This is a genomic window from Peteryoungia algae (assembly GCF_030369675.1).
Lineage (GTDB): Bacteria > Pseudomonadota > Alphaproteobacteria > Rhizobiales > Rhizobiaceae > Allorhizobium > Allorhizobium algae.
Map to the genome: position 1 here is coordinate 115,953 of NZ_CP128477.1, position 13,795 is coordinate 129,747.

At 62.8% G+C, this 13,795-nt stretch carries 13 protein-coding genes and 1 pseudogene; 5 read left to right on the forward strand and 9 right to left on the reverse strand.

Going from position 1 to position 13,795, the window contains the following annotated elements:
• Positions 1 to 424: 424 nt before the first annotated feature.
• On the forward strand, positions 425 to 877 hold the full coding sequence (locus tag QTL56_RS00620) for a histidine kinase (RefSeq protein WP_245137736.1): 453 nt from the start codon (positions 425 to 427) through the stop codon (positions 875 to 877).
• A 377-nt stretch (positions 878 to 1,254) separates the two neighbouring features.
• Entirely contained in the window at positions 1,255 to 2,304 is a 1,050-nt protein-coding gene (locus QTL56_RS00625) for a fatty acid desaturase (protein WP_229576693.1), read from the forward strand.
• A 91-nt stretch (positions 2,305 to 2,395) separates the two neighbouring features.
• Here the strand turns inward: QTL56_RS00625 and QTL56_RS00630 are convergent, their stop codons facing one another.
• Positions 2,396 to 3,088 carry a helix-turn-helix transcriptional regulator gene (locus QTL56_RS00630; RefSeq protein WP_245137734.1) on the reverse strand — a complete coding sequence of 231 codons (693 nt, stop codon included), beginning with the start codon at positions 3,086 to 3,088 and terminating at the stop codon, positions 2,396 to 2,398.
• Positions 3,089 to 3,210: 122 nt separating this feature from the next.
• Between QTL56_RS00630 and QTL56_RS00635 the strand changes: the two genes are divergently transcribed.
• Positions 3,211 to 3,846: a LysE family translocator gene (locus QTL56_RS00635; protein ID WP_245137732.1), complete on the forward strand. Its 636-nt coding sequence runs from the start codon at positions 3,211 to 3,213 to the stop codon at positions 3,844 to 3,846.
• Between the two features lie 23 nt (positions 3,847 to 3,869).
• On the opposite strand, the gene QTL56_RS00640 is transcribed toward QTL56_RS00635, so the two are convergent.
• The 7 genes and pseudogenes from QTL56_RS00640 to QTL56_RS00670 all read right to left on the reverse strand — a co-directional run bounded on the left by QTL56_RS00640 (position 3,870) and on the right by QTL56_RS00670 (position 10,030).
• Positions 3,870 to 4,181, reverse strand: coding sequence for a BrnA antitoxin family protein (locus QTL56_RS00640; RefSeq protein ID WP_245137729.1), 312 nt, complete (start codon positions 4,179 to 4,181; stop codon positions 3,870 to 3,872).
• Positions 4,178 to 4,426 (reverse strand): annotated as a pseudogene (locus QTL56_RS00645) (BrnT family toxin). The gene QTL56_RS00640 and the pseudogene QTL56_RS00645 overlap by 4 nt, the downstream one beginning before the upstream one ends.
• A 59-nt stretch (positions 4,427 to 4,485) precedes the next feature.
• Entirely contained in the window at positions 4,486 to 4,806 is a 321-nt protein-coding gene (locus tag QTL56_RS00650; protein ID WP_245137728.1) for a YnfA family protein, read from the reverse strand.
• Between the two features lie 50 nt (positions 4,807 to 4,856).
• A complete protein-coding gene (locus QTL56_RS00655; protein ID WP_229576688.1) occupies positions 4,857 to 5,663 on the reverse strand; it encodes an EAL domain-containing protein in 807 nt (268 codons plus the stop codon).
• A 200-nt stretch (positions 5,664 to 5,863) separates the two neighbouring features.
• Complete coding sequence (locus tag QTL56_RS00660) at positions 5,864 to 7,120, reverse strand: phage tail tip lysozyme (RefSeq protein ID WP_245137726.1); 1,257 nt, start codon at positions 7,118 to 7,120, stop codon at positions 5,864 to 5,866.
• Between the two features lie 97 nt (positions 7,121 to 7,217).
• Entirely contained in the window at positions 7,218 to 8,276 is a 1,059-nt protein-coding gene (locus QTL56_RS00665; protein ID WP_245137724.1) for a hypothetical protein, read from the reverse strand.
• A 191-nt stretch (positions 8,277 to 8,467) separates the two neighbouring features.
• The gene (locus QTL56_RS00670; protein WP_245137723.1) at positions 8,468 to 10,030 is read right to left on the reverse strand and encodes a helicase HerA-like C-terminal domain-containing protein; all 1,563 of its coding nucleotides are present in this window, start codon (positions 10,028 to 10,030) and stop codon (positions 8,468 to 8,470) included.
• Positions 10,031 to 10,270: 240 nt separating this feature from the next.
• Between QTL56_RS00670 and QTL56_RS00675 the strand changes: the two genes are divergently transcribed.
• Entirely contained in the window at positions 10,271 to 10,663 is a 393-nt protein-coding gene (locus QTL56_RS00675; protein WP_229576684.1) for a hypothetical protein, read from the forward strand.
• A gap of 340 nt (positions 10,664 to 11,003) precedes the next feature.
• Positions 11,004 to 12,692 (forward strand): methyl-accepting chemotaxis protein, encoded by a 1,689-nt coding sequence (locus QTL56_RS00680; protein WP_245137719.1) that lies wholly within the window; start codon positions 11,004 to 11,006, stop codon positions 12,690 to 12,692.
• A 23-nt stretch (positions 12,693 to 12,715) separates the two neighbouring features.
• Here QTL56_RS00680 and QTL56_RS00685 read toward each other — a convergent pair whose 3' ends face one another.
• The gene (locus QTL56_RS00685) at positions 12,716 to 13,732 is read right to left on the reverse strand and encodes a LacI family DNA-binding transcriptional regulator (RefSeq protein ID WP_245137717.1); all 1,017 of its coding nucleotides are present in this window, start codon (positions 13,730 to 13,732) and stop codon (positions 12,716 to 12,718) included.
• Positions 13,733 to 13,795: the final 63 nt, after the last annotated feature.

Genomic DNA, 13,795 nt, shown 5'->3' on the forward strand with positions numbered 1-13,795 from the left:
GGCGTGCCGCCGAGACATTCGACGGCTGGTATATCGACGTTGAAGGAAATCTGGCGTGCGCCGGGGCGCGTAGACAAAGTCGCTCGCAATCTTCGATGGCGGCAATATAGTGGGTGCGAGCCTCGCTGACAAGCAAAAATGGCCATTTGCGCCGGGGCTGTGGCAATTGCGACTGTATGGAGCCCCAAGTGCCCGACAAATCGGGATTCTGGCAAAGGGCGCTGTCAGCGTCGGCAAGGCGCCTTATCCGCACTCCTGCGCGAAAATCCTGAAACCCGGCTGCGGATCAGCCACGGGCGGGTCCACACAAAAACAGTACGACGATTCTCTCAGCGACCTTGCTGGGAGTTGCATCATCCGGTCACCCTTGCCGTCAGGGCAGACTGTCGGCGCAACGGATCTCTCTCATCAACGGGCATGTCCGATGAACACGGTTCTCGCCGCAACGGCCATTCTCCTGATCTCCGCCACGGCACCGCTTGCCGGCAGCTTCACCTTTCCGGCCGGTCAACCCGCCGCGACAGTGGAGATTCCGGATGACTGGCAGCCGACCGTGACCGACGACGGGATCGAGGGCAATTCGCCCGACGCCGGCACCTATATCTCCTTCGACATCGCAGGCAATGAGGACATGGAACAGGTCATGACCGATGTCTTCGCCTTCCTGGAGGAGAATGGGGTGACGGCGGATCCGGGCGCCCAGAAGGAAACCGAGGATGAACTGGACGGCATGCCCTTCCAGACCATCGAATGGAAAGGCATGGACAAGGACGGTCCCGTTTCGATCGGCGTCGGCATCGTCGCGCTCTCGGCAGACGGGGATCGCCATCATCTCCTACTGGGCCTCGACCGAGACCGAGGAGGAGAACCTGCTTGAAGTCGGCAAGATCCTCGCCACGCTCAAGCCGGCAAAATAAGGTCGGCCGACACCGATCGCGATGTGACGGAAAACTGCGCCCCGTGCCGGACCGGGCCGGGGCGGATCGTGACGGGCTCTGGGCCGGGTTGCGGCCCGGCGAAATGCCGCAGTCGGTTTCGTTTCCGAGTTCCATAGCGACAAGCCGGCGGCGATCTGCTAGGAGAGCGCACCCGTTCCTGGAGTGACGGGCGATCTCTAAGCCACGAAAGCCAGCCGACCATGACCATTGCTGCGGGCCTCTCCTTCGGATGCCCCGTGTCGCGCGCCCCGATTTTGGGCGCATCCAGCCCCTCCGCCGCCTTTCCCGATCATGCAAACCTTTCGGAGGCCGGCCTGTGAGCGCTGCATTCGATTACCGCGAAGATCAGACCCCCAAGGACGAGACGCCCGATGCCAAGGCCTGGCTGAAGATCGTCAATGCCTATCGCAAGCCGAACCTGACGCGTTCGAGCGTCGAGCTCGCCGTCACCCTCGTTCCTTTCCTGGCTCTCTGGGCCGGTGCCTGGGCGAGCTTCCAGTTTGCCTTCTGGCCGGGTCTCGTCCTGGTCGTTCCGGCCGCCGCATTCCTGCTGCGCCTTTTCATCATCCAGCATGACTGCGGCCACGGCGCCTTCTTCGCCCGCCGCTCGGTCGACGACTGGACCGGCCGTCTGCTGGGTGTGCTGACCTATACGCCGTACGACTACTGGCGCCGCGCGCATGCCGAACACCATGCGACCGCCGGCAATCTCGATGAACGCGGCGTCGGTGACATCACCACGCTGACCGTTGCCGAATACCGCGCGCTCTCGCCGCTCGGCCGCCTCGGCTATCGCCTCTACCGCAATCCGATCGTCCTCTTCGGCATCGGTCCGATCTGGGTTTTCCTGCTCAAGCAGCGTCTGCCTTTCGGCATGATGAAGGATGGCGCTCTGCCTTGGGTTTCGACCATGGCCACCAATGCCGGCATGGTCGCAATGGCCGCGCTGATGATCTGGATCGCTGGCCTCGATACCTTCCTCGTCGTGCATCTGCCGATCGTGCTGCTCGCCGGCGCACTCGGCATCTGGCTCTTCTATGTCCAGCACCAGTTTGAAGACACCCACTGGTCGAACTCGCCGGAATGGCAGTTCCAGCATGCGGCCCTTCACGGCGCCTCGCATTACGACCTGCCCTGGGGCCTGCGCTGGCTGACCGGCCATATCGGCGTGCACCATGTGCATCACCTGTCGAGCAAGATCCCCTTCTACCGTCTGCCCGAAGTCCTGCGCGACCATCCGGAGCTGAAGACCATCAGCCGCATCACGCTGAAGGAAAGCTTCGCCTGCGTGAAACTCGTTCTCTGGGACGAGGCCTGTGGCCGGCTGGTATCGTTTCGGGAAGCGCGACGGATGGCGGTGGCCTGAGGCCGCGCCTCTCCTTGCGGTCCACGATCAGTTGATGCCCGTCGCTCCGCAAGCGGCGGGCGTCTTGTTTTGTGGGGGCAGCGCCGCCGAATCAGCTCTTCGCACCCGTCTCCCACCCGGCGACCCAGAGCTTGCGCAGCCGGTCCCCTTCACGGCGGAAGTGGTTCCCCGTCGCCCGACAGGCGCTGATCCGGTCGGCACGGAAATTGCGGAGCGCGCCGCGCAACTCGCACCAGCCGACGATGACTTCAGCCTCGGCATAATGGATCACTGCGATCGGCCGGATGCGCCGCGTCGTCGCCTGTCGCTGTTCGTTGGTATAGTCGATCTCCAGCTTTTCCTCATCGCGGATGGCACGGCGGATCATCGAGAAATCAATCGCATCGGGCGCCTCGGCCACCCGTCCCCAGGCATAGAGCGAGCGCGACACGATCGCCTCCTTGAGCGGCCCGGGAACCGCCGCCGCGATCTTGTCGAGCACCCGGACTGACGCTTCGCGCAGTTCCTTGTCCGCCGTGCGTCGGGTCAAGGCCATGCCGAGCACGATCGCCTCGGTCTCTTCTGCGGTAAACATCAGCGGCGGCAGGTGGAAACCGGGCCTCAGAATGTAACCGACGCCGCGTTCACCCTCGATCGGAACGCGCATCGCCTGGAGTGCCGCGATGTCGCGGTAGATCGACCGCTGCGTCACCTCCAGCTTTTCTGCGATCTGTTGCGCCGTTATCGGGTGGGCAGCAAGCCTCAAGGTCTGGATGATCTCGAACAGCCGGGACGCCTTGCGCATGGGTCAGACCTCAACTCAACTGACACAGCTTTGTCAGTAGCCTTTGTCTAAAGCATCCCCAACACATTGAAAACAAGCGGTTCCGACCGGGCTGTCTGCGCAACTGAGGAGATCCTACTGACATGACCTATGCCGAAAACCTCTGGCTCTTCTCCCTCTTGCTCGCCGGCATCATCGTCGTCCCCGGCATGGACATGATCTTCGTCATCGCCAATGGACTGACGGGTGGTCGTCGCGCAGGCATTGCCGCGACGTCGGGCATCATGCTCGGCGGCGCCTTCCACACGCTCTTCGGCACGATCGCCGTTGCGGCGCTCTCGACGTTCGTGCCCCAGCTTGCCGGCCCCATGCTGGTGGCGGGCTCCGCCTACATGATCTGGATCGGCTACACGCTGGCGAAAAGCGCCATCGTCATCGACGGCATCGAGGCGTCGAGGCTGTACCGAACGGCGCGCATCTTCACCCAGGGCCTCATCACCTGCCTGCTCAATCCGAAAGCCTGGCTCTTCATTCTCGCCGTCTATCCGCAATTCATGCGCCCCGAATACGGCGCCTTCTGGCGCCAGGCGCTCGTCATGGGTGCGCTCACCCTGCTCTTGCAGGCGCTGGTCTATGGCGGGCTCGCCTTTGCTGCGGCGAGGGGCCGGGAGGCGCTGGTCTCGAAGCCCGCGATCACCATCTGGATTGGCCGCGCCGCCGGCTGGCTGCTGATGGCAGTGGCGGTGCTGGTGTTGATCGAGGGGTGGCGCAGCTGGTGAGATGAGGTGGAAAGGGGCGGGGCCTAAAGCCCCACGGCCTTCCGCAAAGCCTCGTTCATCCGTGACTGCCACCCGTCGCCACTCGCCTTGAACCGGTCGATGACCTCCTGGTCGAGCCGGATGCTGATCGCCTTTTTCGGCGTCTCGGCCTTGGGGCGCCCCAGCTTGCGGTCGATCGAGGCGGCAAGATCGGGAAAGACCTCGCGGAAGGGGCGGAGTTCTTTCAGTTCCTCGTCGGTCAGTTCCGGATTGTCCGGATCCGACGCAATCATTGCCTGGATCTCGGCCTCTTCCGCATCTGTCAGCGGACGGGCCGAGGAGAATTTGTTCTTCATGGCTCGCTCCTTTCCTTCCGGCTGGCTGGTCGCATGGAGATGATCGAGATCGCTTCATGTCCTATCGGCAGAAAGACGACCGCGATGATGATCCGGCCCTGAAGCTCACCGATTGCGATCGCCCGACCGGTCTTTGCCGTCCGGATCTATGCGTTCAGAAAGAACGACATGTCGAGATCCGCGAAGTCCAGCCGGTGCTTCGCCAGATTCTGCTGCCGCTTCGGTTCATCCCAGACGATCGCCATATTTTATGTATATACGGAAATTCCGCAAGCCGGCATCCTGCGTTTTTAGGGGAATCCGCTCAGCCCCTTGCTGGCAACAGGATCACCGCCGCCCCGGCGAGGCAGATCGCAGCGCCGGTCAGATCGAATCGATCAGGCCGCTGTCCTTCAATCACCCAGAGCCAGCTCAACGACGCCGCGATATAGACCCCGCCATAGGCAGCATAGGCCCGACCCGCCGCATCCGATGGCACCAGCGTCAAAAGCCAGGCAAAGAGGGCGAGCGAGGCAAGCCCCGGCACGAGCCAGAGGGGCGAGCGGTCGAGCTTGAGCCAGGCCCAGAAGGCAAAACATCCGGCAATTTCGGCAAGTGCGGCAAGGGAATAGATCAGCAGGGTCATGGCGCCGATCTTCTCATGTCACGCAGGGCGGCGAAAGGGCGGGGACGTCGTCAGCCCGATCGACCCTGCAGGTTCAGGACGTGACAGACCCGCGGCAAGAGGTCCGCCTCTTTCGGGAAACAGACGAAGAAGCCCTGCACGCTGTCGAAGCCGAGCTGTACGGCACTTTCCATCTGGTCCTCGTTTTCCACGCCGGCAGCCGTCACGATCATGCCGAGATCGTGGCAGAGGGCGATGACATGGCGCACGATCGCCTTGTCGACGGGACTGGTGAGCGCGCTGCGCATCAGCGAATGGTCGATCTTCAGGCGCTGGAAGCTGTGATTGCGCAGTGCCGAAAGCCCGGCATGGGTGGCGCCGAAATTGTCCATCGCAAGCGCAAAGCCGCAATAATGCAGCGCCTCGAGCGCCAGACTGACCGGCTTGGCAAGCGGGCCGTAAAAGGCAGGCTCGGCAACCTCGATCTCCAGCATGTCCGGCGTCAGGCCGAAGTCCTGCACCATGTCGGTCAGGCGCAGGGCAAAATCCCCCGCACACAGGTCGAAGGCCGTGGCATTGACGCTGATCCGACCGAAATCATGCCCCTCGGCCCTCCAGCGCGCCGCCTGGCGCAGCGTGGTCGAAAGCACGAAGTCGCGGATCGACAGCGACAGCATCGGATCGTGGAAGACGGAGCGGAAATCCTGCGCGGCCGCCAGCCGGTCAGGCCCCAGACGCCAACGCAGCAAGGTCTCGACGCTGTCCACTTCGCGCTGATCGACGGAATAGGTAGGTTGATAGGTGAGTTCGAAGCGACCGCGTTCAAGCGCGCGCTTTGCATTGTTGACCAGAACGATTTGATCCAGAGTGCTGTCCAAACTCGACCCCATGAACCCACAGGGCCATTGCCCGTGAATTGTATCAACACACATCATATATCAGGCTTAGTTGCTCGGAGGTGAACAAAAACGCGGCGGAAACGGCGAGCTTTTGTCACTCAGTTCTTGTCGCCTGCGGAAAAAAGCAAGCGTCGGCAGAGCGGTGAGGCATCTGGAAACGATAGATCTCGCGCGTCCTCTCAGGGCACCAGCGTTTGCGCGATCTTGAAGCGTTTCGTGGTCTCGCCCGCCTTGTCCCCCGGTTTTTCGAAATGAAACACGAAGGTTTGCACGGCCTCCAGCAGGCTGGTTGTTGCCATGAAACGTTGCCGGTGTGGTTTCTGATGCGGCTTGCCGATCTCGGCCAGCATGATGGCAATGTTGCGCTTCGGGTCCTTCAGTTCCGCTTCGGGAAAGCCGGTGCCCACCCCACCATTCTGGTTGAGCTGGAAGAGCCCGAAGCTGCGTTCGCCGTTCAGATTTTCCGCGGCGGGGTTCAGGCCCGATTCGGCGATTGCATTGGCAATGGCCGCGATCTGCTGGATCGCGCCGAAACCCGCCGCTGCGAATCCCTCCGCGATCAGGCTTGCGATCGCCCTGCGCGAGGCAGGGACATGGGGGGAGTTCAGGTTGATGCCTGTGGCGGGCAGGGCAGGGCCGAAGTGCTCATCGAGCTTGGCGATCATCTTGTCCACCTCCTCGCGAACCGGTCCGCGGCTCGCCGCGAGCGCGGCCTCGAGGTGGTCTCCGACCAGGCCCAGCGAAGTCTTGCCATCGCGCGACAGAAGCGGCTTGTCGCGGCCATCCAGATTGGCGGCATCGATCTTTTCGGAGGCTGCCTTGCGCCGCGCCACATCGAGGATATCTGCGAGACCGGTTGCCGGTGTCGCAATGGCAAGTGCAGCGGCCTCTGTTCCCAGAACCTGGGCCAGCAGAAGTTCCGCCATGCTGGGCTGCCGCGAGAGCGTGTCGGCCAGCGCCCGCTGTCGGGTCGAGGCCATCGCTGCGAAGACCATCATCTGCGCGCGCCAGCGCGTGATATGGTCTGACGAATATTCGATCTTCCATTCGGGCTGGACCGCATTGAGCGACCATTCCTGTCTGGAAAATCCGATAGGGCCGAAACGTGAGCCGTCATCGGTCGCCCAGCCGGTGACATTGCTCCGAAGCTGGGCCACGGCCATCAGATAGAAGGCGTTGATGTCGAAAACGCCGGCCAGATCGACGCATTCCCAGGCGACCTCCTCGCGGCTGAGGGGACCGAGAGAATCAGACGCCTTGTCGATGGCGCCGTCAGTGGTCCAGCCCTCCTGGCCGGTTTCCTTCACCCTGATCTTCGTCCAGGGCAATGTGCTGTCGTCCAGCACCTCGACCACCGTGCCATGTTTGAGCGCGGTTTCGGTCGGTGCACCGCCGGCCGTCTCCCGGAGTGTCCGATCTGCAATCATGATGGCCATGGCATGTCCTCCTGATGACATTTCTGCTGCGGATCGATCGTCGGTGCGGTCAGGTTCAGGGCCGGGGTGAAGGGTCTCGCAATTCCCCGGCCCGCTATCAGCGAGACTGTTCTCCCGCGTCGAAAGCATCCCTGACGCCACGTTGCGCGCAGGTTTTCCCGGCGGCGAGGTCCGCCTCCTCGGTCAGCATCTCGACTTCGGCACTGTTGATGCCAGTCGCCTCCGTATCTGGCCGCAAGACGTTGCGGCCCAATAGAAACTGCCGGATCGCCTGATCCGTGGCAGGTCCCGGCTGCCCGTCGCTCGGCACGCAGACAAGCGCCTGGATGCGCTTCAGTCTTTCGGTGGAAATCAGCGCGCTGAACCGGGGCACGTCGCGGCGCGGGCCCTGCGGCGGCAGGGGTGTCGTGGCGCTTGCCGGCTCCTGAAGGGCTGCGGCGACCTCGGGATCGCGCTCGCTTCCGACCTTGACGCCGACACTGCTGGCGCCCGGGGCGCTCACCGGCACGGCGGTTGCCGCTCCGACATGCTCCACGAGCGAGGCCTCGATGGTCGCCGGCAGGCAGAGGTCGAGATAGCCGCGAACATATCCATAGGCAGACGCCGGTCCGTTGATCCCCGACTTCTGCTGTGCCGCCCCTTCGCGATAGGCACGCGACAGCTTGGCCACGAAGGACTTCGTCGTCGCTGGCGGCAGTTGGTAGAGATAGGTGCCGCTGACAATGTCGGTGAGGCTGGAGGCGAGCCCGAAGGCCTGCGCAACCACCGCCATGGAAAGCTGGGAGGCCTTGGTTGCAAAGAGAATGGCATTTGTCGTCTGCCCGCCGACCGAAAGCGTCGACCGGATTGCGTCCTTGCGCCTGTTCAACTTGAAGAGACGATCGAAATAGGCCGAGCAGGCATCGTCGACATAGTTGAAGCCGGCGAGCGTCACGTCATACCATCCCGCCTCCACATTTCCGTACCCGGCATCCCGGCGAAGCCCGTCCAGCACGGTTGAGCGGTTGCTGCTGGCCGCCTCGACGCTCGGGCCCTGCAGGACAGGCGCGATCCCGTCAGCCAGATCCACAGCACCATTGCATCCGCCGAGACAGAGCGGAATCAGTGCAAAAGTGAAGCGTGCGCGCGGTCGCGTGACCGCTCGAGAATGAGCCATCATGTCCCCCAGACGCTGGCGTCAGCCCGCATCCATCTGCGTTTGTCTGAATGACAACCGCCACCGGAAGTGGAGGATACATGAAGTTACACGCAAGTAAATACTGCGTGCATTTGTTGCGATTATGTAATCAAGGGTTGCATGCGCTTGCGCGGCCACGCAAAGGCAAAAACGGGTGTTATCTTCAGAGCTTACCGCTTCAGGCTGCCGAGAATCCCGCGCACCAGCGCCCGCCCGACGGATGACGCGACGGAGCGGGCCGCGCTCTTCATCGCAGCCTCGATGACGCTCTCGCGCTGATAGCCGGAGCGGCGCTTGGTCGTCGTGCGGCCGGAGGATGTCTCCGTCGGCTCGTCGCCGAAACCGGGAAGCGTCCAGCGACCGGCAGCGCTGTCTCCGCCTGCTGCCTTCTCCTCCGCCGCCTGGCGCGCCGCCTCGGCATCGGCGGCCTTCTTCGCCCGCGCCATCAGGATCTCGTAAGCCGATTCCGAATCGAGATCGACGTCGTACTGCCCGGCGACCGGCGAGAGGTTCATCACCTTTTGACGTGTTGCATCGTCGATCGGCCCGACCTTGCCGGAAGGCGGACGGATCAGCGTGCGCTCGACCATGGAGGGAATGCCCTTGGCTTCGAGTGTGGAGACAAGCGCCTCGCCGATGCCGAGCTGGGAGATCGCATCGGCACAGTCGAAGGCCGGATTGGGCCGGAACGTGTCTGCCGCCGTCTTCACCGCCTTCTGCTCACGCGGCGTATAGGCACGCAGTGCATGCTGCACCCGGTTGCCAAGCTGGGCGAGCACGGTTTCGGGCACGTCGAGTGGGTTCTGCGTAACGAAGTAGACGCCGACGCCCTTCGAGCGGATCAGGCGCACAACCTGCTCGACCCGCTCGAGCAGCACTTTCGGCGCATCATTGAAGAGAAGATGAGCCTCGTCGAAGAAGAAGACCAGCTTCGGCTTGTCGAGATCGCCCACTTCGGGCAGTTCCTCGAACAGTTCCGAGAGCAGCCAGAGCAGGAAGGTCGCGTAAAGTCGCGGATTCATCATCAGCTTGTCGGCAGCCAGGATGGAAATCGCACCGCGCCCGTCATTCGTCGTGCGCATGATGTCGGTGACCTTGAGCGCCGGTTCACCGAAGAAATTCTCCGCCCCCTGCTGTTCGAGGATCAGCAAGCCCCGCTGCAGCGTGGCGATCGATGCCTTGGAGATGAGGCCGAACTGGCTGGACAATTCCGTCGCATGCTCGGCCATATAGGTCAGAAGCGCCTGCAGATCCTTGAGATCCATCAGCGGCAGCCCGCCTTCGTCGGCGATCTTGAAAGCGATGTTGAGCGCGCCTTCCTGGGCCTCCGAGGCATTCATCAGGCGCGACAGAAGCAGCGGCCCCATCTCGGCCACGGTGGTGCGCACCCGGTGGCCTTTCTCGCCGTAGAGATCCCAGAAGATGACGGGGAATTCGGCTGGCGCAAAATCAGTGAAACCGATCTGCTCCGCGCGCTGGGTGATCCAGTCCTTCGGTTCGCCCATGGCGGCAATGCCGGAGAGGTCGCCCTTGATGTCGGAGGCGAAGACCGGCACGCCGGCCTCGGAGAAGCTTTCCGCCAGCACCTGCAGCGTCACAGTCTTGCCGGTGCCGGTGGCCCCGGTCACGATCCCATGGCGGTTGCCGTATTTCAAAGCCAGATATTCGGCCTTGTTCAGGCTGTCGTCCGGATTGCGGCTGGTGCCGAGATAGAGCGAACCTTCTTGCAGCATGCGGACGTGTCTCCCATTCGTCATCAGGACTTCAGTTTTCTCTTATAGGTGCAGTATCGGACATCGACAACGGTCGGATGTCCCGCCATGATGCAGGGGACCCGCTTCCGGATGGTCAGGCGGTCGCCCCTTCGGTCCCGGCAAATTTCACCGGCCCGAGCCGACAGGCGCTTGAGTTCGGAAACGACTTCCGTTACGTTGACGTCAACGTCAAAAAAATGCCTCAGGAGGACTTCGAGAATGAGCGAAATCGTCACCCGCATCGCCGACAGCGTCGGCATTTCCCCGGACAAGGCCGAAACGGCGCTGGGCATGATGCTCGGTTTCCTGCAGCGCGAAGCCGCTGACGGCCCGGTCGCCAAGATGATCGAAGCGATCCCCGGCGCCGCTGAACTGGTTGCCAAGCACAATGGCGAAGGTTCCGGCGGCGGCGGTCTGCTCGGTGGCCTGATGAGCGCCATCGGCGGCGGCGGCGTCATGGGTCTCGGCCAGCAGCTGATGTCTCAAGGGCTCGGCATGGGCGAGATCTCCACCCTCGCCAAGGAAACCATGTCGGTTGCCCGCGAATATGCCGGTGCTGACGTGGTCGACGAGGTGGTCGCCTCCGTTCCGGGCCTCAGCCAGTTCGTCTGAGCCATCAGTCGTTGCAAAAGCAAATCAACCGTCGGATGCAGATCCGGCGGTTTTTTTATTGGCTCGCGGATCGGATTTATTGTTCCATTCCTGGAACATGAGAATGGGCTTGCATGGCATGGGCATCTGCACTGCCAGTCACCGGTCTGTACCATCCCAGAATTGGGGTGGCGCTGTATCGCAGGGCCTGTGAGCCATCGTGAATTCAATCAAATATTGTTTTCAGCGAAAAAAATTCGCGCATTGCGTTTGTTATTTGCGGCGAGACCATGCTGTCATTTAGCAGTCGTTAACATGAAGCGGGTTTGATTGATGCATGTATTCAAGGCGAGGGGCCAACATGCTGTCGAACTACCTGAACGCGAACAAGCTTGCCGATGACATGAGAGCCCTTTCCAAAGCGCAGGCGATGATCTCGTTCGCGCCGGACGGCACGATCCTCGAGGCAAACGAGAACTTCCTGAAGACCCTCGGCTACCGCCTTGAGGAGATCGTCGGAAAGCACCACCGCATCTTTTGCGACGAAGAACTCCGCCAGTCGCCAGATTATCAGCGGTTCTGGCCAGATCTCGCTGCGGGTCGTTTCCAGAGCGGCCAGTTCCGCCGCCAGAGCAAGGCCGGCGACGATGTCTGGATCGAGGCGACCTACAATCCGGTCTTTCATGGGGGCCGCGTGGTGCGAATCCTGAAGATCGCCTCCGACATCACCGCGAGCAAGATCGCCGCCTTGCATGACGGCAATCGCCTGCGGGCAATCGACCAGTCGCAGGCCATCATCGAGTTCGAGGTCGACGGTGCCGTCGTGCAGGCAAACGACAACTTCCTGAAGGCCATGGGCTATGACCAGGCCGAGATCATCGGCAAGCACCACCGCATGTTCTGCGATCCCGCCTATGTCGACACTCCAGATTACGCTCGTTTCTGGGAGCGCCTGCGCGCCGGCGAATTCATCGCCTCCAATTTCGTCCGTTACGGCAAGGGTGGCCGCGAGGTGTGGATCCAGGCTGCCTATACGCCGGTCTTCAATTCGCGCGGCAAGGTCTACAAGGTGATCAAGGTGGCCACCGACATCAGCCCGCGCATGCGCGCCGTCAAGATCATCGGCCAGGCCATCAAGCGCCTTGCCGATGGCGATCTCACCGTCCGCCTCACCGAATCGCTTGATCCGGTGCTGGAGAACACGCGCCATGACGTCAACACAGCCGCCGAAGCGCTTGATCAGACCATGACCGGCATCGTGCGGGCGGCCCAGACCCTGTCTGAAAATGCCGCCGTCATCAGTGAGGTCTCCAACAGCATCGCTTCCAACGGCGAACGTCAGGCAGCGACGGTCGAAGAGACGGCAGCCGCTCTCGAAGAGATCAACCGCACGGTCAAGGACACGACGACCCGCACACTCGATACCACCCGCCTTGTCGGCGAGACCCGCGCCAATGCCGAGGCCTCCGGCACGATCGTCACACAGGCGACCACGGCCATGGGCGAAATCGCCGGCTCATCGCGCGAGATTGAAAATATCATCGGCGTCATCGACGAGATCGCTTTCCAGACAAATCTGCTGGCGCTCAATGCAGGCGTCGAGGCGGCAAGGGCGGGAGAGGCGGGCAAGGGTTTTGCCGTTGTTGCCCAGGAGGTGCGTGAACTCGCCCAGCGCTCGGCCAGCGCCGCCAAGGATATCAAGGGTCTCATCGCCAAGTCCGCGGATGCTGTCCGCCATGGCGTCGCCCTCGTCGACAAGACGGGCCATGCGCTCGTGTCGATCGTCGATCAGGTTCAGGAAATCGACGGCAACGTCGATGCGATCTCGGTCGCGGCTCGCGATCAGGCTCAGGGTATCGGCGAAATCAACGGCTCGATCAGCATGCTCGACAAGGTGACGCAACAGAGTGCGGCGACCGTGGAAGAGGCGAGCGCTGCCGCCAACTCCCTCGCCGACGGCGCAAGAGACCTCTACGGCCTCGTCTCCCGTTTCCAGACCTCGGCACTGAAACCCGGTCAGATGCAGAACGCAGTGGGCCGGGCGGCCTGAGGGGGGCGAAAGGGATCGCCCTTTCACATCACCTCATGCGGCGTGGCGATAGCCACCCGTGACGGGGCGATGCGGAAATCCTTCGGCAGCATGCGGTGATGTGCCATCACCATCTGGCAGGCGCTGCGGGCATCCTGGCGCAGGTCGTGGTGGATGACGAAGGTCAGTTGTCCGCCTGCCAGCAGGGTGCGGTTTTCGGCATCGAGATCGTGGGCGGCAAAGACGTCGATCTTGCGATTCTCCTGCGCAAACGCTCTGAGGATCGCCCGGTTGCCGCCGCCGATCGAATAGACGGCGCGGATCTCGGGCTCGGCTGCGAGCGCCGCCTTCACCTGTTGCTCGGTCGTGCGATCGACGCCGAAGCCTTCCGAAACGGTGACGGCTCCCAGATGCGGTGCATCCCGCTGCAGTGCATCGCAAAAGCCGCGCTCCCGCTCCTCTTCTCCTGCAAACCGGGCACTCGACAGCGTCAGCAGCACCTTGCCCCCGGCTGGCCCCGCCATGCGCGCCAGCAGATAGGCGACCGTTGCCCCGGCCACCCGGTTGTCCATGCCGACATAGCCCAGGCGCACCGGCGCCGGCAGGTCGGTCACCAGCGTCACGACGGGAATGCCGCTTTGCATCAGCCCGCCCGCCATGTCGGCGACCGCCGGCGTCGAGGGCACTTTCAGCACCACGCCATGACTGCCGCGTCGGCGGATGCGCGCCAGGATCGCCAGAAGGTCGCGCTCCGCGAACGTATCGGCCACATGGAAGCGGGCCGACAGCGAGGCTGGCCGCAGGGCCGGCAGTTCCGCCTCGAAGGCGGCACGCACGGCATTGGAAAAGCGCTGCGGCGTTTCCATGACAACGTCGATGACGAGCCGCCGCCCGGCGATGCGCGCCTGCGCATATTGCCGCTCGAGCTCGGCAATCGCCGCCTCGATGCGAAGCCCCGTCGCCTTGGCCACATGCGAGCGCCCATGCAGCGCCCGATCGACGGTGGCGAGGCTGAGACCGGACTGCAGGGCGATCTCCTTGAGCGGGAAGGGTGGGCGCATGGTCAGAACCTTGAGGTGTTTTTGAGGTCTTTACCAGCTCATGTCTCGCGCGCGTCTTGTCTA

What these genes read in the sequence shown, in the direction of transcription:
- QTL56_RS00650 (WP_245137728.1), bottom strand. Translation starts at nt 4,806, where the DNA reads ATGACCCTGCTGATCTATTCCCTTGCCGCACTTGCCGAAATTGCCGGA.
- QTL56_RS00685 (WP_245137717.1), bottom strand. Translation starts at nt 13,732, where the DNA reads ATGCGCCCACCCTTCCCGCTCAAGGAGATCGCCCTGCAGTCCGGTCTC.
- QTL56_RS00665 (WP_245137724.1), bottom strand. Translation starts at nt 8,276, where the DNA reads ATGGCTCATTCTCGAGCGGTCACGCGACCGCGCGCACGCTTCACTTTT.
- QTL56_RS00675 (WP_229576684.1), top strand. Translation starts at nt 10,271, where the DNA reads ATGAGCGAAATCGTCACCCGCATCGCCGACAGCGTCGGCATTTCCCCG.
- QTL56_RS00640 (WP_245137729.1), bottom strand. Translation starts at nt 4,181, where the DNA reads ATGAAGAACAAATTCTCCTCGGCCCGTCCGCTGACAGATGCGGAAGAG.
- QTL56_RS00660 (WP_245137726.1), bottom strand. Translation starts at nt 7,120, where the DNA reads ATGGCCATCATGATTGCAGATCGGACACTCCGGGAGACGGCCGGCGGT.
- QTL56_RS00680 (WP_245137719.1), top strand. Translation starts at nt 11,004, where the DNA reads ATGCTGTCGAACTACCTGAACGCGAACAAGCTTGCCGATGACATGAGA.
- QTL56_RS00635 (WP_245137732.1), top strand. Translation starts at nt 3,211, where the DNA reads ATGACCTATGCCGAAAACCTCTGGCTCTTCTCCCTCTTGCTCGCCGGC.
- QTL56_RS00630 (WP_245137734.1), bottom strand. Translation starts at nt 3,088, where the DNA reads ATGCGCAAGGCGTCCCGGCTGTTCGAGATCATCCAGACCTTGAGGCTT.
- QTL56_RS00620 (WP_245137736.1), top strand. Translation starts at nt 425, where the DNA reads ATGAACACGGTTCTCGCCGCAACGGCCATTCTCCTGATCTCCGCCACG.
- QTL56_RS00670 (WP_245137723.1), bottom strand. Translation starts at nt 10,030, where the DNA reads ATGCTGCAAGAAGGTTCGCTCTATCTCGGCACCAGCCGCAATCCGGAC.